Annotated in this window: 25 protein-coding genes and 1 pseudogene; 25 read left to right on the top strand and 1 reads right to left on the bottom strand. The window is 32.1% G+C overall.

What is annotated here, in order from left to right:
* Nucleotides 1-13 precede the first annotated feature (13 nt).
* From UMM65_RS16590 to UMM65_RS16690, 21 genes are all read left to right on the top strand, one after another.
* Entirely contained in the window at nt 14-904 is an 891-nt protein-coding gene (locus UMM65_RS16590; RefSeq protein ID WP_321978165.1) for an RteC domain-containing protein, read from the top strand.
* A 236-nt stretch (nt 905-1,140) separates the two neighbouring features.
* Nucleotides 1,141-1,419, top strand: a complete 279-nt coding sequence (locus UMM65_RS16595; RefSeq protein ID WP_321978168.1) for a helix-turn-helix domain-containing protein — start codon at nt 1,141-1,143, stop codon at nt 1,417-1,419.
* 6 nt (nt 1,420-1,425) lie between these two features.
* Nucleotides 1,426-2,112, top strand: a complete 687-nt coding sequence (locus tag UMM65_RS16600; protein WP_321978170.1) for a hypothetical protein — start codon at nt 1,426-1,428, stop codon at nt 2,110-2,112.
* Between the two features lie 47 nt (nt 2,113-2,159).
* Nucleotides 2,160-2,798 (top strand): ATPase, encoded by a 639-nt coding sequence (locus tag UMM65_RS16605; RefSeq protein WP_321978172.1) that lies wholly within the window; start codon nt 2,160-2,162, stop codon nt 2,796-2,798.
* Nucleotides 2,799-2,890: 92 nt separating this feature from the next.
* Nucleotides 2,891-3,178, top strand: coding sequence for a helix-turn-helix domain-containing protein (locus UMM65_RS16610; RefSeq protein ID WP_321978173.1), 288 nt, complete (start codon nt 2,891-2,893; stop codon nt 3,176-3,178).
* Nucleotides 3,179-3,188: 10 nt separating this feature from the next.
* Complete coding sequence (locus UMM65_RS16615; RefSeq protein ID WP_321978174.1) at nt 3,189-4,436, top strand: type II toxin-antitoxin system HipA family toxin; 1,248 nt, start codon at nt 3,189-3,191, stop codon at nt 4,434-4,436.
* A gap of 231 nt (nt 4,437-4,667) precedes the next feature.
* Complete coding sequence (locus tag UMM65_RS16620; RefSeq protein ID WP_321978176.1) at nt 4,668-5,327, top strand: recombinase family protein; 660 nt, start codon at nt 4,668-4,670, stop codon at nt 5,325-5,327.
* A complete protein-coding gene (locus UMM65_RS16625; protein ID WP_321978177.1) occupies nt 5,324-6,361 on the top strand; it encodes a P-loop NTPase family protein in 1,038 nt (345 codons plus the stop codon). The genes UMM65_RS16620 and UMM65_RS16625 overlap by 4 nt, the downstream gene beginning before the upstream one ends.
* A gap of 51 nt (nt 6,362-6,412) precedes the next feature.
* A complete protein-coding gene (locus tag UMM65_RS16630) occupies nt 6,413-7,663 on the top strand; it encodes a hypothetical protein (RefSeq protein ID WP_321978179.1) in 1,251 nt (416 codons plus the stop codon).
* Between the two features lie 54 nt (nt 7,664-7,717).
* Entirely contained in the window at nt 7,718-8,812 is a 1,095-nt protein-coding gene (locus tag UMM65_RS16635) for a hypothetical protein (protein WP_321978181.1), read from the top strand.
* 21 nt (nt 8,813-8,833) lie between these two features.
* Nucleotides 8,834-9,148 carry a hypothetical protein gene (locus UMM65_RS16640; protein WP_321978182.1) on the top strand — a complete coding sequence of 105 codons (315 nt, stop codon included), beginning with the start codon at nt 8,834-8,836 and terminating at the stop codon, nt 9,146-9,148.
* Nucleotides 9,149-9,260: 112 nt separating this feature from the next.
* Nucleotides 9,261-10,139: a DUF2971 domain-containing protein gene (locus tag UMM65_RS16645; RefSeq protein WP_321978183.1), complete on the top strand. Its 879-nt coding sequence runs from the start codon at nt 9,261-9,263 to the stop codon at nt 10,137-10,139.
* A gap of 168 nt (nt 10,140-10,307) precedes the next feature.
* Nucleotides 10,308-10,736 carry a universal stress protein gene (locus UMM65_RS16650; protein WP_321978184.1) on the top strand — a complete coding sequence of 143 codons (429 nt, stop codon included), beginning with the start codon at nt 10,308-10,310 and terminating at the stop codon, nt 10,734-10,736.
* Nucleotides 10,733-12,061 (top strand): APC family permease, encoded by a 1,329-nt coding sequence (locus UMM65_RS16655; protein WP_321978185.1) that lies wholly within the window; start codon nt 10,733-10,735, stop codon nt 12,059-12,061. The genes UMM65_RS16650 and UMM65_RS16655 overlap by 4 nt, the downstream gene beginning before the upstream one ends.
* Before the next feature lie 145 nt (nt 12,062-12,206).
* Nucleotides 12,207-12,764 (top strand): hypothetical protein, encoded by a 558-nt coding sequence (locus tag UMM65_RS16660; RefSeq protein ID WP_321978186.1) that lies wholly within the window; start codon nt 12,207-12,209, stop codon nt 12,762-12,764.
* A gap of 88 nt (nt 12,765-12,852) precedes the next feature.
* Complete coding sequence (locus UMM65_RS16665) at nt 12,853-13,146, top strand: hypothetical protein (protein WP_321978188.1); 294 nt, start codon at nt 12,853-12,855, stop codon at nt 13,144-13,146.
* A gap of 51 nt (nt 13,147-13,197) precedes the next feature.
* On the top strand, nt 13,198-14,502 hold the full coding sequence (locus UMM65_RS16670; RefSeq protein WP_321978190.1) for a hypothetical protein: 1,305 nt from the start codon (nt 13,198-13,200) through the stop codon (nt 14,500-14,502).
* 108 nt (nt 14,503-14,610) lie between these two features.
* Entirely contained in the window at nt 14,611-14,973 is a 363-nt protein-coding gene (locus tag UMM65_RS16675) for an iron chaperone (RefSeq protein WP_321978191.1), read from the top strand.
* A 228-nt stretch (nt 14,974-15,201) separates the two neighbouring features.
* A complete protein-coding gene (locus tag UMM65_RS16680) occupies nt 15,202-15,441 on the top strand; it encodes a ribbon-helix-helix domain-containing protein (RefSeq protein ID WP_321978192.1) in 240 nt (79 codons plus the stop codon).
* Between the two features lies 1 nt (nt 15,442).
* Nucleotides 15,443-15,733: a type II toxin-antitoxin system RelE/ParE family toxin gene (locus tag UMM65_RS16685; protein ID WP_321978194.1), complete on the top strand. Its 291-nt coding sequence runs from the start codon at nt 15,443-15,445 to the stop codon at nt 15,731-15,733.
* Between the two features lie 7 nt (nt 15,734-15,740).
* The gene (locus tag UMM65_RS16690) at nt 15,741-15,929 is read left to right on the top strand and encodes a hypothetical protein (protein ID WP_321978196.1); all 189 of its coding nucleotides are present in this window, start codon (nt 15,741-15,743) and stop codon (nt 15,927-15,929) included.
* Between the two features lie 121 nt (nt 15,930-16,050).
* On the opposite strand, the gene UMM65_RS16695 is transcribed toward UMM65_RS16690, so the two are convergent.
* Complete coding sequence (locus UMM65_RS16695; protein ID WP_321978198.1) at nt 16,051-16,737, bottom strand: N-acetylmuramoyl-L-alanine amidase family protein; 687 nt, start codon at nt 16,735-16,737, stop codon at nt 16,051-16,053.
* A gap of 166 nt (nt 16,738-16,903) precedes the next feature.
* Here UMM65_RS16695 and UMM65_RS16700 point away from each other — a divergent pair, with 166 nt between their 5' ends.
* The 4 genes and pseudogenes from UMM65_RS16700 to UMM65_RS16715 form a co-directional block, all read left to right on the top strand.
* Nucleotides 16,904-17,188, top strand: a complete 285-nt coding sequence (locus UMM65_RS16700; RefSeq protein ID WP_321978199.1) for a hypothetical protein — start codon at nt 16,904-16,906, stop codon at nt 17,186-17,188.
* A gap of 53 nt (nt 17,189-17,241) precedes the next feature.
* Nucleotides 17,242-17,556, top strand: a complete 315-nt coding sequence (locus tag UMM65_RS16705) for a hypothetical protein (RefSeq protein ID WP_321978200.1) — start codon at nt 17,242-17,244, stop codon at nt 17,554-17,556.
* Nucleotides 17,553-19,967 carry a TraG family conjugative transposon ATPase gene (locus UMM65_RS16710; protein WP_321978201.1) on the top strand — a complete coding sequence of 805 codons (2,415 nt, stop codon included), beginning with the start codon at nt 17,553-17,555 and terminating at the stop codon, nt 19,965-19,967. Before UMM65_RS16705 ends, UMM65_RS16710 begins: the two co-directional genes overlap by 4 nt.
* A gap of 45 nt (nt 19,968-20,012) precedes the next feature.
* Nucleotides 20,013-20,222, top strand: a pseudogene (locus UMM65_RS16715) (conjugal transfer protein); the annotation flags it as partial.

The following is a 20,222-nucleotide window of genomic DNA, read 5'->3' on the forward strand; positions in this document are numbered from 1 at the left end:
GTTTAATTTTAAAATGGAGTATCTAGCATTGGGTTTTAATATTCTTAATTCATATAGAAATGTGAAGGAAAAAGAATATATAGATGTTCTCAATAGTTTTCAGAAAGATTTGGAAATTATTGAGAAAGTAGAATTTATGGACTTTAGTTATATCCATAAAGCAATAGTTCTATGTAGAAAAACACTATCCAAGCTTAAAAAATATACGGTTTTATATGAATTCGACACAATAGAAGAGGAAATAGATTTTTTCAAGAATTATAAAAGCAAAGTTTTAAAAAATCTAATTTATTATTCAGAGTTGAGACACATAGAATCACAGTTTCCGGAACTATCTATTAATTCACAACGTGACTATATTCTATTAAAAGAACAAAAAATTAAAAAATTCTTCAAAAAGTTCGATTTTTTAATGCAATATATAAATTTAGATTTGACCAATTTGGACGAACTTTTTTTTACAATTAAACCCATTAAAGAAACTTGTAGTTACGAATTAAAACCTGGATATATTGATGCAAGTTTTTATACACATCACGATTTTTTGATTGCAAAAATCAAAGCTTATGGAAAACTTCTAGAATATTTAAAATTAAAATTTAGAAGCATAGATGATTTTATGCGTTACGGGAAACCTATGGTTAATAATAAAACTTTGCATTGGACAGGAACCAAAACACAATTAACTGAATTAATTTACGCATTACACGCGGCTAAAACCATAAATAATGGAAAAACGGATATTGTTGAAATTCAACGAGAACTTGAATCCATTTTTAATATTAAGCTGAATGACATTTACAAGATATATTCAGAAATAAAGAATAGACAAAAATCACAGACAAAATTTTTAGAGGAGATGATTGAAGGTCTTATGAATGAGATTAATAAATCATACCGCTAGTGCTACAATACTTTAATTTTAGAAACGGGTTTTCATGTGAATCTATCATGGGAAAAGATAAAAACCAGTAAAATTTCATGATTAAAATGTTAAAAAAAGACCAGACCTCCGGTGACATCATGAAAAATAAACAGAGAACCTATTCAAATTTGCAGAACGAAAGTCAAATCACAGCAAAGTCGTCATTTAAAAAGTTTAACCATTGGCGGCTTTGTTTTTAAAAAATCGTTTTACAAATGGCAGCAACAATTATTACCACGGAAGATCTTCTGGAATTCAAAATGGAGTTACTAGATGAAATCAAAAAACTATTACAGAACCAATCCGGACAGGTCACCAAAAAATGGCTCAAATCACCAGAAGTGAGAGAACTTTTGGGTATTTCGCCTGGCACCTTACAAAATCTCAGGATCAACGGCACGTTGCCCTATACCAAAGTAGGCGGTGTGCTGTATTATGATTACGCAGAAATTACCAAAGTATTGGAGCAGAACAGAATTCATAATAAATTCTGACCTACTTTGGAAAATATCAATTATATCAAGCACCTTAATGCTGTGCTGGAATTGTTTTCAAAAGATAATCGTCTAAATCCCAGCCATATCAGTTTGTATATGGCTTTATTTCAGATTTGGAACAACTATCGCTTTAAGCCCTCTTTTTATATCAATCGTGGTGAAGTAATGGATATATCCAAACTGGGGTCAAAATCGACATACCATCGCAGTATTAACGAACTCAGTTATTGGAAATACATCCTGTACGAGCCCTCTCACAATCCTTTTCGGGGAAGCAAAATCAAGCTGTTCCATTTTGGGACAACCTGTGAACAAGCTTTGTACCCAAGCCATACCAATTTCGAGACAACCTATGAACAAGTGGTGGTATCTGAAGATAAACATATCAAAACAGGAATAAATAAAACAAACAGGAATAAATTGGACCAACCCAAAAATGAAAATGAGGTTGTCAATTTTTTTAAAAAGAAAAAATGGCCAACATTAGAAGCCAAGAAATTTTACAACCACTATCAAGGCATTGGTTGGAAAGTAGGTGGTAAATCGAAAATTGTCGATTGGAAAGCAACTGCAAAAAGTTGGATTCTAAAGGGGGAAGAACTAAAAACGAAAAAAACGGCTACTGCGACCGTCCCAAATACGGACAACCTAGAGATAAGTTCCAATAAAAATTATAACCAACCATTATGAAGCCCATAGTCCCCCGAAGACAGGCGGGCGGGCATTTGGAAAAATAAATGAAGAATTTAAAACCACATATCATTACCGAAGGAAACGTGCAGTATGAATTGGGCGAACTGAAGAACAATCAAGTGCTATATGATTTTGATAAAATCCTGAATTATGTCAACACAAAAGGAAAGTTGCTCTTTGGTGAAAAATTCAAAATCCGTACTAAAAATCACAACACCATTTTCAAGCTTTGTAATTATTTAATCAAGGACGAAGCCAATTGTAAAAAACTCAATATTGACGTTAACAAGGGTATTTTACTTTCAGGTTCGTTAGATTCTGGCAAAAGAAATTTGATGGAATTATTGCAATATCTTGTGCCTCACCATAGATCTTATGAACTTATGCCAACCCGAAACATTACTTTTGCATTTAACCACACGGGTTATAAAACTATTGAACATTTTGGAAACAATAACTTTTACTGCTTCATAGATTTGGGTTTGGAGCCTATGGGTAACTATTATGGAAATGATTGTAACGTCATGGGAGAAATCATACTTTCAAGATATGATTTGTTATTAAACCATAAAATAAAAACTCATGCTACCACCATTTTGAATGCGGAGGAATTAGAGGGATTATATGGCAGTCTTGTGAGAAAGCGTATGCGGAGATTATTTAATTTAATAGTGATTGACTGAGATTTTTTTAGGTTTAGGAAAAAATAAAACAAGATATAAAACGTTGAATATTATCAACAAAAATACTATATTTGTAGAAAATAATCAACAAAATGAAAAAAAAGAAAAATATTCTACTTCCAAAACATCAAAAATTAATGGAGCAAGTAGGGGAGAATATTAAATTGGCTCGGAAAAGACGCAGATTAAAAACTACACAGGTTTCTGAACGTGCGGATATAGATAGGACTACACTTTATCAAATTGAAAAAGGAAACCCAAAGGTCTCTTTTGGAGCCTATTTCAATGTGCTGAGAGTTTTGGGATTAGAAGATGATTTTTTGAAACTGGCAGCCGATGATGAGTTTGGAAGAAAATTGCAAGATTTAGACTTATTATAATTTAGAACTAATGACACAAAATAAATTTGACATATACGTATATGCACATTGGCAACCTATGGCTGAACCAGAAATGATAGGCGTTCTTTCTGCTCATTTTGGCAAAGGGAAAAAGGCCTTTAGTTTTGAATATGACAAACAGTGGTTAAAGTCAAAGAATAGTATATTACTAGATCCGGATATTCAATTTTTCTCTGGGCCACAATATCCGAATAACAAAGAGAATTTTGGTATTTTTCTAGACAGTATGCCTGATACCTGGGGGAAAACATTGATGAGACGACGAGCGGCTCAAGTAGCTAAAGAGAAAAAAGAAAAGCCTCGACCACTTTATGAAATAGATTTTTTACTAGGAGTCTATGATGAGAGTCGAATGGGTGCGTTACGATTTAAAACTGATCCGAATGGGCTTTTTCTTGATAATGATAATCAGAGTCCCACACCTCCTTGGTCATCTATCAGGGAATTGCAAGCAGCAGCTGAGGCTTTTGAAAATGATGAAAACGATCAAATTAAAAAATGGTTGACGGTTTTGATGGCACCTGGTTCATCTCTTGGAGGAGCGAGACCTAAGGCGAATATTATTGATGATGAAAAAAATCTATGGATAGCTAAATTCCCTTCTAAGAATGATACTATTGATAAGGCGGCATGGGAATTTCTAGCCTATCAATTGGCAATTAATGCAGGTATTAGCATGTCACCATCTAAAATTGAAATAGTGTCAGGAAAGTACCATACTTTTTTTACAAAACGCTTTGATCGTCATAAAGGTGAACGAATTCATTTTGCCTCTGCCATGACCATGACAGGGAATACAGAAGACACTATTAGGGACAAACCTGCGAGTTATCTTGAAATGGCAGAATTTATTCAAAATTATGGTACCGATATTGATGCTAACTTAGCTCAACTTTGGAGACGGATAGTTTTTAATATTGCTATTTCAAATACCGATGACCACCTACGGAATCATGGATTTATTCTAACCGATAAAGGATGGGTTCTGTCACGAGCTTATGATATAAACCCATCGATTGACAAAGATGGTCTGGCACTCAATATTGATATGGATAATAATGCTTTAGATTTTGAATTGGCTAAAAGTGTTGGGGAGTATTTTAGATTAGATGATAGTCAAATGAATGGAATTATGGATGAAGTTTTAAATGTTGTAAGTAACTGCACAAATGTGGCAAATGAAATAGGTATTACAAATAAAGAAATTGAATTAATGGAATCGGCGTTTAAATTCTAAGAAGAATTAAAAAACTTTAGGTTAGACATTTTTAATACATTATGGAATTCGATAATTGCTTAGTTAAGTTCATTTTGATAAAGGAAGCAGAAATAAACGAAAATAATCAGTAGTCAAAGTTTTCTTTAACGACCGTTTTTGTAAACTATAAATTTTTTACTCATTTTTATCCATACGGTTTACTTTTTAGGTTTACTTTAAAAGTTTACCTTTACATGAAAAAAGTAAACGATGCTATTTGGATACGCAAGGGTAAGTACTGATTCTCAAAAATTAGACTTACAAATTGACGCTTTATTAAAATCTGGGATAAAGCAAAAGAATATTTATACAGATATTTCTTCAGGTTCAAAATCGAAACGGAAAGGGTTAGATCTACTTTTGAGTAAATTGAGAGAAGAAGATACCATTGTAGTTTGGAAGATGGACAGAATTGCTCGTAGCCTTTCTCACCTCATAAAATTAATTGAACATTTTGAAAAAGAAAATATTCAATTTAAAAGCATTCAAGAACAATTTATTGACACGACTTCAGCACACGGAAAATTTGTTTTTTCTCTTTTTGGTGCTGTTGCTCAACTAGAGAGAGATATTTTAATTGAAAGAACAAAAGCTGGTCTTGAAAGTTCAAGAAGGAGAGGAGTGGTGCCTGGCAGAAAAAAGGGATTAAATCAAGAAGCAAAACAAAAAGCAATTTTAGCAGAAAAATATTACAAAGAAAATAAGCTAAGGATTGAAGAAATTATGAAGCTTATTGATGTTAGGTCAAAAAGAACACTTTATAAGTATTTAGCATATCAAGGAAGGAGAAATTGCTTAACGTGCAAAATAATGTTTTGGGATAAAAATCAAGAATTGGAAAATGCATTTTGTAAACTTCATAAGAAATGAATTTTTTAGATATTTCAGGAGAGGACATTTCCAAGCTCACTGATTCAGAACTGCGAAGTTTGATTGGATTATTGTGTGAAGCTGATTGCCGAAATGCAGGTCAATCTACAAAAGGAATTACCTGGGGCGGATCTCAGGATGCACCAGATGGAGGATTAGATGTTGTAGTCAAAAACACTGAAGCTCTACCCAAAGAAAGTTTTATTCCAAGAAAACATACGGGCTTTCAAGTAAAGAAACCCTCTATGCCAGTATCAGCTATCAAAAAAGAAATGTGTCCTAAAGGAGTATTAAGGGATATTATAAAAAAAATAGGTGAAGAAAACGGAGCGTATGTCATCGTTAGCTCGGGAGATTCTACTTCTGACTCCGCTCTAAAGAAAAGGATAGATTCAATGAGAGATACAATTCAGTCATTGGACGATCAGAAAAAACCAATTTTGGATTTTTATGACCAAGGTAGAATCGCAACTTGGACACGACAACACCCTTCATGTATATTATGGGTTTGGAATAAAATTGGTAGAAAAATTAATGGATGGCTTCCATATGAAAATTGGTCTACAAATAACGAAATAATAGAAGATGAATACATAATCGATGACGGTTTAAGACTACATGATAATAGGAAGTCTACCGAAGATGGTATAACAATTGAACAGGGTATATCTAAATTACGGTCTTGTCTGTTGCCTCTAACATCATCAGTTCGCTTGACTGGTCTTTCGGGTGTAGGGAAAACACGACTAGTTGAAGCATTATTTGACAATAGAATTGGAAATGATGCATTAAATTCATCTTTAACCATCTATACTGATGTCTCATTCAGCCCAAGTCCAGAACCTGTGGCAATGTGTGAGCAGCTTGTTGCGTCTAAGTCAAGAGCGATACTAATAGTAGATAATTGTTCGCCTGAGTTGCACAGAACATTGACAAAAATATGTAACAGACTTGGAAGTAAAATCAGTTTACTCACAGTAGAATATGATATTAGAGATGACCTTCCAGATGAGACTGAGGTATTTAGGTTATAGCCAGCTAGTATTGAAGTAATAATAAAGCTAATTAAGAAGCGATTTGATTACGTGAGTGATGTCGATGCAACTACAATTTCTGAATTTTCAGGAGGTAATGCCAGAGTTGCAATTGCATTGGCTAATACTTTGAAAAGAGGTGATAATTTAAATAATTTAAGAGATGAAGAACTATTCCAAAGATTATTTAAACAGAGAAATAGAGATGATAAAGACCTTCTTAGATCAGCCCAAATTTGTTCTCTAGTTTACTCTTTTGAAGGAACAGATTTAGTCTCGGAAAAATCAGAGCTAAAGATATTAGCTAAATTACTAAATAAGGATCCAAATGAGCTTTTTGGTGATGTTTCAAGTTTGAAGGACAGAGGAATGGTACAATCTAGAGGTAATTGGAGAGCTATTTTGCCTCATGCGATTGCCAATCGGTTAGCCAAACAAGCATTGAATCTAATTGCAAGAGATTCTATTATTCAATCTATTCAAGCTTCTCCTGAAAGACTAATAAAATCCTTTTCAAGAAGACTATCCTTTTTACATGATGAAGAAATTGCTATTCAAATTGCACAATTATGGTTGGGTTTAGATGGGTGGATAGGAAAGTCAATGGGTAATCTAAATAGCCTTGGAATTTCGGTTTTTAAAAATGTCGCACCTATTTCACCAGAATTTACTTTAGAATCTATAGAAAGAGAGGCAAACTCAGATTATGGAGAAAAATTTACTTCAAGAACTAATAGCTACTACTATGAATTTGTCCAAATATTAGCATTAATTGCATATGACAAAAAACTATTTCACAGATCCACTGAATTGATAATTAGATTTGCTCTAGCGGAAAACCCTAAAGAAAATTACAACTCTACTCGTGATGTGCTAAAAGGTTTGTTTCAGCATTATTTATCAGGAACTAATGCTAACTATGTTGAAAAACTGTCAGTAATAGAAAAACTATTTGAGCATCAGGACTCCACGAGAAATCAGTTAGGTATCTTATTACTGGATGGTTGTTTGGGTACCTATCATTACTCATCAATTTACCCTCATCAATTTGGGGCAAGATCTCGTGATTATGGCTATCAACCTAATACAGAAAATGAATATAAGGAATGGTATAGGACTTTTGTTCAATTATGTGGTATATATGGTCACAAAAATTCTGATTTGGGTAAGGATGTTAGACTAATTTTTGCGAACCACCTAAGAGGCTTAATAAGTGTAAAAATTTTCGAATTACTTGATCAAACTATTATCGGTTTTCATTCCAATTATATTTGGAATGAGGGATGGCTGGCAATAAAATGAATTTTAAGACATGATAAAGGACAGTTAGAGTCCATAGAAAATAGATTAATTGAATTGGAAAGGTTATTACGTCCAAATAATTTAGAAAATCAAATAAAGGTCTTTGCTTTGACAAATTCACGTTTTTGTCATTTTGATATCATGGATGATGTAGGTGAAAAGGAAAATTATAGAGCCAAGGAAAAAAGAATAGAAAAAAAGACATTCGATTTAGGAGCAAAGCTAGCTCAAGAGAAATCATTGTTACATAAATTAATTAAGGATTTATTCAGCATTCATAATTCTAGACTTTTAGAATTAGGTAAGGGATTTGCGAGCGCCTGTCCTAACCTGCTCGAAGCATGGGATAACTTAGCGGGTGAAATAAAGTTTATTGACACAAAAGATGTTAACTTCTTATTTATGTTTGGTTTTTTATCATACTGCGATGAAAATCACAATGATGTATACAATAAGGTTTTGGATAAAGTGTTGGAAGATAATTATCTTAAAAAATGGTTTCCTAGATTTCAATGTACTGGCTCTGTTGATGCTGCAGGTATAAAAAGATTGCATTTAGCACTAGATACAAATATATCCTATGTATGGACTTATGGAGATTTATCTTATGGCAAAGCTTACTCATTGATAAGTGATTCCGAGGTGGCCCTAATATTAAACAAGCTCAGACAAAAGAAAGGTGGCAATCCAACAGCAATTGACATTATTTCAATTAGATTAGGTAGGCAACAAAGAGAAAAAATTTCATACGATGAAAATTTACTGGCGGAAGCTTTTCAATTGTTATCTAATTTGACATTTGAGGAAGATACAAGCAATAACAGTAGGGATGACTACGAATTAGCTGAGATAGCTGAAGTATGTCTCGATGAAAAATACTCTTATGCTAATTCAGAATTAATTTGTCAAAATATATTTAATTCTATTGAAGCAAATCATCTGTATCCCTCCAATTATCGCAAATTTTTGCAAACTATAGCTACAAAACAGCCTATAATATTTCTAGATACTTTTCTACTAAAAAACAATCCAACCAATTATAGATTTCACTTGTTATTTAGAGATTCCTTTGAAAGAAATCAATCTCCATTGAATTTCATTCCTGATAATATACTTATTGGTTGGTGTAAAGAAAATTCCAATGAATGATTCTCTTTGATTTTAAGTAAAATGAGTTGTTTCAATTCAAAAGAAACAAAAGGATTAAATTGGAAACCAATTGTCTATTATGCGTTAATAAAAGTAGTTGATATATTACCAATATTAGAAATTATGAAAAACTCTATAGAACCAAATTCTTGGAGTGGCTCAAAGGCTGCGATATTGAATAAAAGAATAATTTTATTCGATAAGTTATTCAATCATGGAAATGAGAATGTGAAAAGTTGGGCAATTATCGAAAAGAAAAAATTTCTAAAGTATATTGAAGAAGTTCGTGATTGGGAAACGGAGAGAAACCGGAAAAGACATGAAAGTTTTGAATAAATGAACTAGGAGGAACTATATTTCTTATATTTGAGATATATAGTTAATATTGATTATATCTCTAGGTTAGGCGTAATGGTGAAAAAAAACGAACTTCAACAAAATTGGAAATATGAATATTAAGTTCTTTAAAAACCTTTACAAAGAAGATATTATTTATCACTATACTAAAGCATCTACAGCAATAGATTTTATTCTTCATAACAATCAATTGAAATTTAATAGAGCTAAGAATTCAACTGACCCAATAGAAAGTAAAGAATCTCGTCGAGGAACAGTATCTTCTATAAATGGAGAATATGATGGATATAAAGCTGAAGAATTACATGTTTTTATTGGCGATTTAGAAAAACAGTTTAATCAAATATGTTTCTGTCAAAACTACATGGGAGAAGATTTTGCTAATGAAAACTACATTACAAATTTTAAAGGAAATGAAGAAATATTTGGTTTTACTAAATTTCGGATGTGGGATCAATATGCTGATAAATTTAAAGGCGTTTGTCTGGCATTTTCCAAAGAAAAAATTTTATCATTAAATAAAAACAAACTTGAAATAATAGATGAAAATATAAAATATGTTACATTTCAAGAATTATGGGAGAAAAAAATAGGACATATTCAAGGAGACCACTTACAAAATATTGGAAAAGAGAAATATAAAGACCAACTTGAAAAAACAGTGAAAGAATCATTTTTTTATAAGCACCTTGATTATTCAGGTGAAAACGAATATAGAATTGGAACTTTATTTGATAAAAATAAGTGTTCTATAGAAAAAATTCAAGATGAATTTGTTTTTGATAAAAGTATGATGCTTGATATTTCAGATTGTATAGAGGCTATTTTTATATCTAGTTATGCAAATGATAAGCAAAAAAGTGATTTGCTTGGATATGCCAATAAACTTAATGTTAAAATTATTGAAATGAAATGGAAATATGATTCGTTTGAGCCAATAGATTACAAATTGTCGAGTGAATTTTTCTAAAATATTAAGTAGATATCAATAAATGGAGGAGATTTAAAAAACCAAGACCCAATAAAGAACTGAGTTAAAAGTTTAAATAAACGATAAATAGTGGTAACAATATTTCTTATATTTGAGATATATAATTAGTATTGATTATATACTTAGGTTATGTCCAATTAAAGAAAAATGAAAAAGATATTAATCGCCATAGATGATAGTTCTTCTGCATTGAATGCAGCAATTTTTGGAATTGAATTCGCAATAAATTATGATTTAGAAGTAGGAATTGTTGAAGTAACAAACCTTTCTATCGGAAATATTGATGCAGGGATAATACCTCAGGACATTGAAAAAGCCAATCAATTTAAAGCAAAAATAAATATTGAACAAGTAAAATCACTATTCCCTAAAGTTAATATAAAAGAGTTTGAACCTATAGGTAAACCCGTTGAAGAGATTAAAAAAATAATAGAACTCTATAATGGAGATATGCTTATTATTGGGCATCAAACGCATAATCTTTGGCATAAATTATTCGCTAATAATGTTGAATCTGAGTTAGCAAGTCATGTAAAAATTCCGTTACTTATAATACCGGGAAAAGAAAGAAAATGACGCAACACAGAAAGAGGAACAAGAGCTTGGGTTTAGCTGAGCTAATCGCCATCGCATTAGGCGGAATGGTAGGAGGCGGAATCTTCACAATACTTGGGGTTTCAGTTTCTCTGATTGGAAACCTAACACCGATTGCAATAATAATAGGCGGGCTTATAGCTTCTCTGGCAGCCTATTCGTATGTAAAGTTAGGACTGTTTTACAGAGATGAAGGGGCTACTTATTCATTCTTTAAACGAACCTATCCAAAATCAAATTTCTCAGCATCTGCAATTGGATGGTTTATCATTTTTGGATATATTAGTACACTATCCTTATACGCTTATACATTTTCATCCTATGCTATCAGTAGTACCGACTTTGCCAATAATATTTGGATTCGAAAGGGCGTTGCAATTGGTATAATTGGAGTTTTTACTTTGATAAATATTTGGAGCGTCAATGGTATGGGCAAAATTGAGGACTTAATGGTCTATACTAAGCTTATTGTTTTAACTATAATTTCAGTTGTGTTAATGACACATGGTACAACCGATTTTGGTTCTTTTGTTGAGAATATGACCTTAGATTTAGAAAATTCAAGTGCGTTTTCAATTTTAATAGTTGCCTCTCTCACTTTTGTAGCCTATGAAGGATTTCAGTTGGTCATAAATGCGGTTGGAGAAATGACGAATCCAGAAAAAAACATTCCTAGGGCCGTATATAGTGCTATTGCTTTGGCAATAATAATTTATGTGGTCATTTCTATGGGAGCTCTATTCGCAATACCAAATGAGGAAATTATTAAAAACAAGGAGTTTGCACTTGCTTCAGGTGCCGGAAATGTATTAGGGAAATTGGGGACAAACCTCGTAATTTTGGGTGCAATTTTAGCCACAAGTAGTGCTATTAGTGGAACTGTTTTTGGTTCTTCACGTCAAATGTCCGTTATTGCAAAAGATGGCTTTTTCCCACATATTCTTTCCATACGTAAAAATAACAGCCCACAAAATGCAATTATAGCGATGGCCATAATTTCAAGCATTTTAATCCTAATTGGCGGTTTGGAATTGATTCTTGAATTTGGAAGCGTAACTTTTCTTTTAGTTTCATTATTGATGGCAATAGCGAATTTTAAAATAAGAGGCAAAACCAATTCGTCAACATTTTTGACCGTACTATCGATAATTGGTCTATGTATAGGCGGAGTTTTAATTCTGTATTATGAGTTTACAAACAACTGGCAACAAATGCTAGCGATAGTTATATTATATATTTTGCTGGCACTTGGAGCTTGGAAATTTTCATCGGACAAAAAAAATACTCATAGCAAAGAGCTGAGATAATATCTGCAATTATTCATAAGTAAGACTTGTATTTTTTAAAGGTTTATATACAATCAAATTTTATTTTTAAATTGCTGTCTAAAGTCGAATTAAACGATGACCTTAAGTAGAATTATATAAAAGTATAAATAAATTACAATCACTAATGAGAAGAAATTTAATTTTAGGAACTATTTTAATAATCGCAATTTCAGTTAGTGGACAAACAAATGAAAATATAAATACAAAAAAAATTTGGAGGATAAACTTTTTAAACCCATCTATTGAATTAGAAATGCCAACAGGTCAATATTCAACTTTTTCTTCTGCACTCGGAATTAGCTTTGGAGAAGGGTATCCTGATTTGACTTTTGGAGGAAGTGGTTTCATTTATATAATTAGTCCATTCACTGATTTACAGCAAAAATGGTTTTATAACCTAAATAGAAGAAATGGAAAAAACAGAACGACCGAAAATAATTCTGGAAATTTCGTTTCATCAAGATTAATATCACGTGGGAATTCAATATCAGAAAATGTAAACCGAACTTCCAATTTCGATTTCGCTATTGGACCAACCTGGGGAATACAAAGAAAATATGGAAAGAATTTTCACTTTTTATTTGATGTTGGACCTCAATATTATTTTGACACAAAAGGTAACGGGAACATTTGGCCACTAATGTTACAGCTCAATTTAGGATTTGACTTAAGCAAGAAATAAAAAACGTTAGAAAAATAGCGTTAAGTTGAACTTTTAACTTAGTAGTTGTAACTTGCCTTTCTCAAGTTCTATAAAACGATGAATAGTTATGAATGAGTTTAATTATAAAATATCAGAATTAGATGTTGATTTTTATAAAGATACTAAGGTTGATGTATCTAAAGATGATGAATTGCTGCTCGAAATTGATAAAATAGATAATTCCATGTGGCTGGTTCAAACATCATGGATTGAAGATGATTTAATTCTAATTAAGAAGGAGTTAGCGGATGAATTAGTCAAATTTTTAGAGTATAAGATTAAAGAAAGACATAATACTGAATTACCAGTAATTTTACATCCAAACTTTTTTATGTCAATAGATACATCTAGCTCGAATTAGGCAATCTTAAATCCTAAGGATGATAAATAAAAGTTCAATAAAACGATTCGCATGCCTAAAAAAGAATATTTACTTTTTAATACGGTTGATGAAATGATATCTAATGAAATTTCAAATGAAAAATTTCAAAGACATTTAGTTAAAAGTATTCTTTTTGATAAAAAACTTCTTGTACACGAAGCTAATTTTCTGAATTCAAGTAGACTTTTTGAGTACTTAGATAGGCATGAGGAAATTTCTCTTTTTGAAAAAGGAATGAGAGAAAATATAATTACGCCAGCTTATAGTGATTCCAAAAAAACGAATTTGGAAGAAGTTTATAAAAATATGGCATTAAAATATAAGGGTAGAGGAAGTGGTAAAAACTTAAAATATGAAGGTAAAGTTTATGATTCAATTAGACATAGACTTTTCTCTAGCTCTTTGATTTGTGAAGATATTGGAAATTTTAAAGTATGGCCAAAAACTAATCACCAAGGAAAATCTTTTGAGGAAATCTATTTTAATAAATTAAATTTGGGTCTGAAACGAATGTTCGATACTGGGTCAACAAAAGTAATTGAAAATCATTATTCGAAAAAAACTATAAAAAGCATATTAAAGAAGTCGAAAAAAATAGAATTAAAAAATAATAAGAAAATTGAGCTACTGGAGAGACATGAATTATATTATAAATTCTTGGATTACTCTCTAGGTAAAAATAATGACATAGCAATATCGGTCGATGCCTTTTTAAATAAAAGTGATTCTAGAAATAATGAAAAGGCCTTAAATTTTTTGAGATTGACTTCAAGATACCACCACAGTGCACTTTCAGATTTGTTTGGCTCAATGGTTAATCATCCAGCCTATGATTTTGATATAGATGAACATATAAATGATGAAAATGGGTTAAAACATAATGAAATTTCATCTTATCCTATCTTGGTTGGAAAAATACCACATTATGATTATATTTTGAACAGAGAATATGACGATTTAATGAAAATACGTCAACATGGTGAAGGAAGAGATTTTTTCTCTAGTTATGATAATTATAATAAAAAAAGAGATGACCTAAGTTTGGGAACATTGAATACTGCTTTTGATAACTATTGTAAAGCAATTTGCAGATTATATGACGAAGATGGCATGAGAGTTATTCTTAAATATGAAGAAACTAAAATGAAAAGGGCATCAAAAGAATTTTTTGTGGGTCTTGGAAATTTAGCAAAAGCTGCATCTGGATATGAGATTTTAAGTAATTTCAATTTTTTAAAAGATTTTAAGAATGGAATTCATATTTTAAGTGGAAGAAAAAAATACATTACGAATAACATTAATATTACTTTACCTCCGTCTGTAAAGTTCAAATAAACGAATTATAGGCAACAATATTTCTTATATTTGGTAATCTATATAATAGATTTATGTGTCATATTACATGAACCTACTAGTTATACCCAATTTTGAAAACAAATAGTAATGGCAAACAATTACAATAAAGTATTAGAATATTTAGAAGATGTTCCCGAAAAAAGAAAAACGGCACTCATCAAAATTAGAGAGCTTTGTTTGAAGCATCTACCGGATCATGAGGAGGGCATGTTCTACAAGGTCCCTTCCTATAAAAGAAACAATCAAGTAGAAGTGGCATTTGCAAGCCAAAAACAGCATATTACAATTTATTTTCTAATTCACGAAGTAATGCTGAATAGTAAGGAACTTTTAACTGGTACCAATCATGGAAAAGGCACTATTCGATATTCAAATCCTGCCAAGATTAATTATGACCTCATTGAAACCCTTTTAAAACAGACAAACCAATCACAATCTCAGATTTGCTAATACGGTTATTATGACTAGAAGAGGTTAATTCATTATTAAAACATACTATGAACACAAGTAAACTATAGAAGATATACATTTTTATTACTTGAAAAGGTTATTACAAAGTACTATGGTAATAATTATATTGTTCCTCGTTATTAATGCTTTTTAAAATTCAAGTAAAGATAATAAAATTTGTATTTGGTGCGTTATTGCTGTATATTAGCATCATTAAAATATAAAGATATGGCAAGACAGAGCATAACGTTGACAAAGCCAAATGATGAATGGCTGAAATCAGTAATTGAAAGTGAAGAGTACACCAGCAAGAGTGAATTGGTTAATGATCTAATTCGTCAAGCTAGAGAACAACAAGCGGAAATTGATTGGATTCGTTTAAAATTAATTAAAGCCGAAAAAAGTGGTTTCACAAATGATTCTGCGGAAGAAATATTAGCACAATCCAAAGGGCAGCTTCAAAAATAATATGAAGTATATTTTAACCGAGCAAACAAAATTAGATTTGATCAATATCCATCAATTTGGCGTTTATAGGTTTGGAGAAACACAAGCTGACAAATACTTCTACGCTTTTTTTGAGCAATTCGAAATTATATCAAAGAATCCATATTTATTTCCAAAGGTTGATTTTATTAAAAAAGGATATAGACGATGTGTTTGTGGGAGTGATAGTATCTATTATCTAATCCATAATGATGTTATAGAAATAATGGCAATTATCGGCAGACAGGACATCAATAAAAAACTAAAAGCCTAAACAAACGATGATACTAATTAAGAAATGGTGGATTAGACTAATTGTAAGTCTTATTTTAGGAGGAATGGTTTCGGAGGTTGGATTTTTATTAACCGATGGTAAGGTTAATTTGAATGCGTTATTTCCTGCAGCAATATTATTTATAATATTGACTTTAATATACAACACTATAATCACTAAAAGGTATTATGATTAGAACGCTCAGTCAATAGTTCAGTTTATTAAATTTGATCAATTATTTTTACCATTTCAATTTTAATAATGACTTCATCTCTTTAATGATAGCCGTCATAATTGCGTTTAAAATCTTCACAAGCTCAATTAAAAATTCTTTCATCGTCCATATTTAAATAATTATACAAACCCATTATAATTGTCAAAGCCATCGCTCTAATATTTTTAGGTTTCTCAACATAACTAGCTTCATCAGTATTTGTAATAAACCCCGTTTCTATCAAAATTGATGGGTAAAAATCGACCGTTTCCCGCAACACCTGAAAATTTGCAAACTTACCCCCTCGTTTTTTAAAACCCAGTTTTTCGGTACTTTCATTCAGAACAGATAACCCAAAAGCAATAGAAGATTTAGTATAAAGTTTATTGGAATGATGCACATAAACTTCCATTCCTTTTGAAAACACCTGAGAAGCGTTACAATGCAAAGACACGAAAACATCAGCTTTTAAGGTTTTTGCCAACTTCGCTCTATCTCCTAAAGAAATAAGTGTATCAGTATATCTGGTCAAATAAATATCAAAATTACCCTCAAATAGCGTTTCGTTAAGTCTAATTATTTCCTTAGCAATATTCAAAACCACATCCTTTTCCAAAACACCATTTACGCCTGTTGCCCCTGGATCAATTCCACCATGTCCAGGATCAATAACAATGACTTTTTTAAACGTTTCATTTTGTCCAAAAACAAAGCATAGTTGCAATAGCATGGACACAAAAACGACGTTTTTCAGCGTCTCACCCTTCCAAATTTTTACAGTTATCAACATAACACTTTTTGATTTTAATACTATTCGATGCCAATTTGCATCAAAAGAAAACAATCCAATTCAAATAATATTTTATTCACAAAATATTGATTATCAGCATTTTGTATAGCAATATACACTATTTTTCAAATATCAAAATCAAGTAAAAATTTAAAACAGATTTCTTATGAAAAAATCAATTTCGTTGACCGCGGTATTATTTATTACCACTTCCATTTTTGCACAAATTGGAGGCATTGAAGATTCCGTAAATGATGTTTCCCAAACCGTACGCTCTATATTCCCCATCATCTTAGGGGTAATTTTTCTAATCGGCTTCCTATTTAACGCCGGACATTTCTTTGGAGAGAATTCCGATCTAAAAAAAGGGATTACCCGTGTATTAGTCTTTGTGCTCATTGCAGGGGCGGTAGTGGGCATCTTTACCTATTTAATAGGAATCGTAGTCTAGGCCCCATTGGGGCTTTTATTTATTTGTAAATCGAAATAATAATATAAAACTCAATGAGTTTGAAAAAATTTGAAGTGTATAGAAATATGAGAAAACAAGCGGAGATTATGGGCTTGTCCATTTCCCTTTTTGCCCTGATGATGACTTCCATTATCGGCTCGTTTATGATTATCATTTTTTCCTTTGGATTTATCGTGATTCTTACGGCATTAATATTCAATATTGTTTTATTCATCGCTTTGATCTATTTGACCAAGAACCCTTCTCATTTCTATTTAAGAAAAGTGTTTCCTAAAACTATTAGTAATAAAAAAGCGTGTCTATCTAATAGTGATAAGATAGCATCCTTCAATATTCAAAAACCATGAAAAAAATAAACCTTTCCGCATATCATCCCATAGTTGATATCCAAGGGCATATCGCTTTCGCTAATAATGGAAATGTCATCCTTTGTTATAAAACATCACTCCCTGAAGTTTATTCACTATCTGAAAAAAACTTTGAAGAATTACATGGAACATGGTTTCAAGCCTTTAAGTCATTGCCTACCGCCACGGTCGTCCATAAACAGGACATTTACCAAAAGAGCCACTATGTGGCAGATAAATTAAATGACGGTACTTTCTTACAGAATGCGACAAATAACCATTTTAAAGGTAGGGAATATCTAAAGCATCATTGTTATTTGTTTTTCATATTACCCCACAACAAAGCCTTAAATGCTTCAAAATATACCAACCCCTTTCGCAGTGTAGAAAAAAGCATTTATACCAAACTTGACCATTCGGTACAAGCGTTTATCTCTGCGGTCAATGATGCCGTTTCTTTTATCAATAATAGCAGAAAGGTGTCATTGTTACAATTGAACGAGAACGAAATCCTGTCCTTAACCAATACTTATTTTAATGGATTTAATCAAGATTTTGATACGGACATATTGTTAAACAGCAATGATATTGCCATTGGCGACCATCATTTTGATGTATTGGCCGTCAATAGTGAACTGTGTTTTGGTGATGTAGTACAAACCAGTAAACCCGATGATAAATTTACTTCCAATGATTTTATTTTCCATCAAGGTTTTATCGATGGGTTAGGGTTGAGCATTAATGAAAACCATATCGTGAATCAAGTCTTATATTTAGACGATAAGCACAAATGGAGAAAACTACTCGAACGGAAAATTGAAGAACTAAAGAAGAGCATCAATTTTGGTACACAAAACCGGGTGGTGCTAAAAAAGATTGAGCATATCCTGAGCCAAATCAATGAAGATGAAACCTCACAAATCATCCGAGGACATCTTAACATGATCTTCTGGTCTCCGGAAGCCGGAGAGCTAGGCAAAATTGCTTCAGATATAAAAGCGGAGTTTAAGGAACTGGATATTGTACCTTATTATCCCAAAGGCGAAGAACGAAAACATTATTTTGTCAACAGCTATTTTTGTTATGCTTCCAATTTTTCCAATGAAGATGTTTATGTCACCGACTTAAAACATGCTCTTTGCCTGTATATCAACAACACCAATTACCAATCGGATGCCACTGGCGTTATTTTTAACGATAGACAACATAACATTCCAGTGCTCAAAGATGTGTGGGACGAACAAAAGAAACGCATCAAGGCAAGGAATTTTGCCATATTCGCACCCACAGGCGAAGGAAAATCCTTTTTGGCCAATAATATCTTGCGACAATACTTTGAAGCTGGTGTCCGATTGGTCATTATTGATTTGGGCGGATCGTATGCTAAATTTGCCAAACTCTATCCCGATGACCATGTGATAATGCGTTATAAACACGGAAAAAATTTAGGGATTAATCCTTTTTATATACCGGAAAGTGCCAAGGGAACAGAAGTAGAGCCGGATCGGTTAGAGGATTTAACAGTTTTTTTATTGGAATTGTTGGCTTCAAAAAAAGAAGCGTCCAAAGCACAATCCGTTGCCTTAAAAAAAGTGCTACAATATTATTACCAAAATAGTATTAATGAAACCCAATCATTGGCATCCTTATATAAGTTTGTAGAAGCAAAAAGAAACACTTTATTAACCACCTTAAATATTCACGAACGGCATTTAAACCTTAATGACTTTCTTCACATTTTATCTGAATATGTAGGAAATGGACTGTATAGTTTTCTGTTCAATGTCAATAAAGACCAGACCTATAGAATCGAGGACAAACGCCTAATTGTTTTTGAATTGGATGAAGTCAAGGACAATAAGGAAATTTTATCGGTTATGTTAAAACTGATCAAGTCAGCCATTCAAAGAACGATATGGCAAAACAAAGCCGAAAGGGGAATTATTCTATTTGACGAGTTTGCCAAACAGCTCAAATTTGAAAATGTATTGGAAAGTGTGGAATATTACTACCAAGCCATTCGTAAACAAAACGGGGCCATTGGCATCATTTTGCAATCCATCAATCAACTGCCTAGCAATGCAACTTCTGCCAGTATTTTAGAAAACACTCAGGTCATTTACAGTTTGTATAATGAAAAAGGATATGACGAACTGCAAAACAGGCTCAACCTGTCTTCACATGACCTCAATCAACTAAAGTCGATACGAAACAATTTAACTGGGGAACGGAAATACACAGAAATGTTCATCAAAATCGGTAAAGAGAGTAATATTTTCAGATTGGAAGTCCCACCGGAAGTATATGCCGCCTATCTGACCGATGGCGTAGAGAATGAGGCCATCATGAAACTCTATAACGAACATCAAGATATGGAAAAAGCGATCAAATTATTTCTCAAGCAGTCATAGACTGCCCTTATTAATACTATTTGTAAATCTTAAAAATCAGAAACAATGAAAAATTTAATTCGAACAAAAATACTAACCATGGCAATAGTCCTATTTGTGTGTGCCAATGGTACTGCCCAGGGCGATCCGGTATATGACCATACCAATTATGTCCAGTTGGGAAAAGCGTTGACCGAGGCTGGAAAACAAACTGACAAATTGATAAAAACGGTAAATTTTCTTAAGGAACAAAAGGAACGCATTGAAAAGGTAAGT

The sequence above is a fragment of the Aureibaculum koreense genome (genome assembly GCF_034296135.1).
Lineage (GTDB): Bacteria > Bacteroidota > Bacteroidia > Flavobacteriales > Flavobacteriaceae > Aureibaculum.

Excerpts from the sequence above, each read along its gene's own strand:
- UMM65_RS16640 (WP_321978182.1), top strand. The coding sequence starts at position 8,834 with ATGAGTTGTTTCAATTCAAAAGAAACAAAAGGATTAAATTGGAAACCA.
- UMM65_RS16605 (WP_321978172.1), top strand. The coding sequence starts at position 2,160 with ATGAAGAATTTAAAACCACATATCATTACCGAAGGAAACGTGCAGTAT.
- UMM65_RS16680 (WP_321978192.1), top strand. The coding sequence starts at position 15,202 with ATGGCAAGACAGAGCATAACGTTGACAAAGCCAAATGATGAATGGCTG.
- UMM65_RS16705 (WP_321978200.1), top strand. The coding sequence starts at position 17,242 with ATGAGTTTGAAAAAATTTGAAGTGTATAGAAATATGAGAAAACAAGCG.
- UMM65_RS16685 (WP_321978194.1), top strand. The coding sequence starts at position 15,443 with ATGAAGTATATTTTAACCGAGCAAACAAAATTAGATTTGATCAATATC.
- UMM65_RS16700 (WP_321978199.1), top strand. The coding sequence starts at position 16,904 with ATGAAAAAATCAATTTCGTTGACCGCGGTATTATTTATTACCACTTCC.
- UMM65_RS16665 (WP_321978188.1), top strand. The coding sequence starts at position 12,853 with ATGAATGAGTTTAATTATAAAATATCAGAATTAGATGTTGATTTTTAT.
- UMM65_RS16690 (WP_321978196.1), top strand. The coding sequence starts at position 15,741 with ATGATACTAATTAAGAAATGGTGGATTAGACTAATTGTAAGTCTTATT.
- UMM65_RS16590 (WP_321978165.1), top strand. The coding sequence starts at position 14 with ATGGAGTATCTAGCATTGGGTTTTAATATTCTTAATTCATATAGAAAT.
- UMM65_RS16675 (WP_321978191.1), top strand. The coding sequence starts at position 14,611 with ATGGCAAACAATTACAATAAAGTATTAGAATATTTAGAAGATGTTCCC.
- UMM65_RS16670 (WP_321978190.1), top strand. The coding sequence starts at position 13,198 with ATGCCTAAAAAAGAATATTTACTTTTTAATACGGTTGATGAAATGATA.
- UMM65_RS16620 (WP_321978176.1), top strand. The coding sequence starts at position 4,668 with ATGCTATTTGGATACGCAAGGGTAAGTACTGATTCTCAAAAATTAGAC.
- UMM65_RS16625 (WP_321978177.1), top strand. The coding sequence starts at position 5,324 with ATGAATTTTTTAGATATTTCAGGAGAGGACATTTCCAAGCTCACTGAT.
- UMM65_RS16645 (WP_321978183.1), top strand. The coding sequence starts at position 9,261 with ATGAATATTAAGTTCTTTAAAAACCTTTACAAAGAAGATATTATTTAT.
- UMM65_RS16615 (WP_321978174.1), top strand. The coding sequence starts at position 3,189 with ATGACACAAAATAAATTTGACATATACGTATATGCACATTGGCAACCT.
- UMM65_RS16610 (WP_321978173.1), top strand. The coding sequence starts at position 2,891 with ATGAAAAAAAAGAAAAATATTCTACTTCCAAAACATCAAAAATTAATG.
- UMM65_RS16660 (WP_321978186.1), top strand. The coding sequence starts at position 12,207 with ATGAGAAGAAATTTAATTTTAGGAACTATTTTAATAATCGCAATTTCA.
- UMM65_RS16710 (WP_321978201.1), top strand. The coding sequence starts at position 17,553 with ATGAAAAAAATAAACCTTTCCGCATATCATCCCATAGTTGATATCCAA.
- UMM65_RS16650 (WP_321978184.1), top strand. The coding sequence starts at position 10,308 with ATGAAAAAGATATTAATCGCCATAGATGATAGTTCTTCTGCATTGAAT.
- UMM65_RS16655 (WP_321978185.1), top strand. The coding sequence starts at position 10,733 with ATGACGCAACACAGAAAGAGGAACAAGAGCTTGGGTTTAGCTGAGCTA.
- UMM65_RS16595 (WP_321978168.1), top strand. The coding sequence starts at position 1,141 with ATGGCAGCAACAATTATTACCACGGAAGATCTTCTGGAATTCAAAATG.
- UMM65_RS16695 (WP_321978198.1), bottom strand. The coding sequence starts at position 16,737 with ATGTTGATAACTGTAAAAATTTGGAAGGGTGAGACGCTGAAAAACGTC.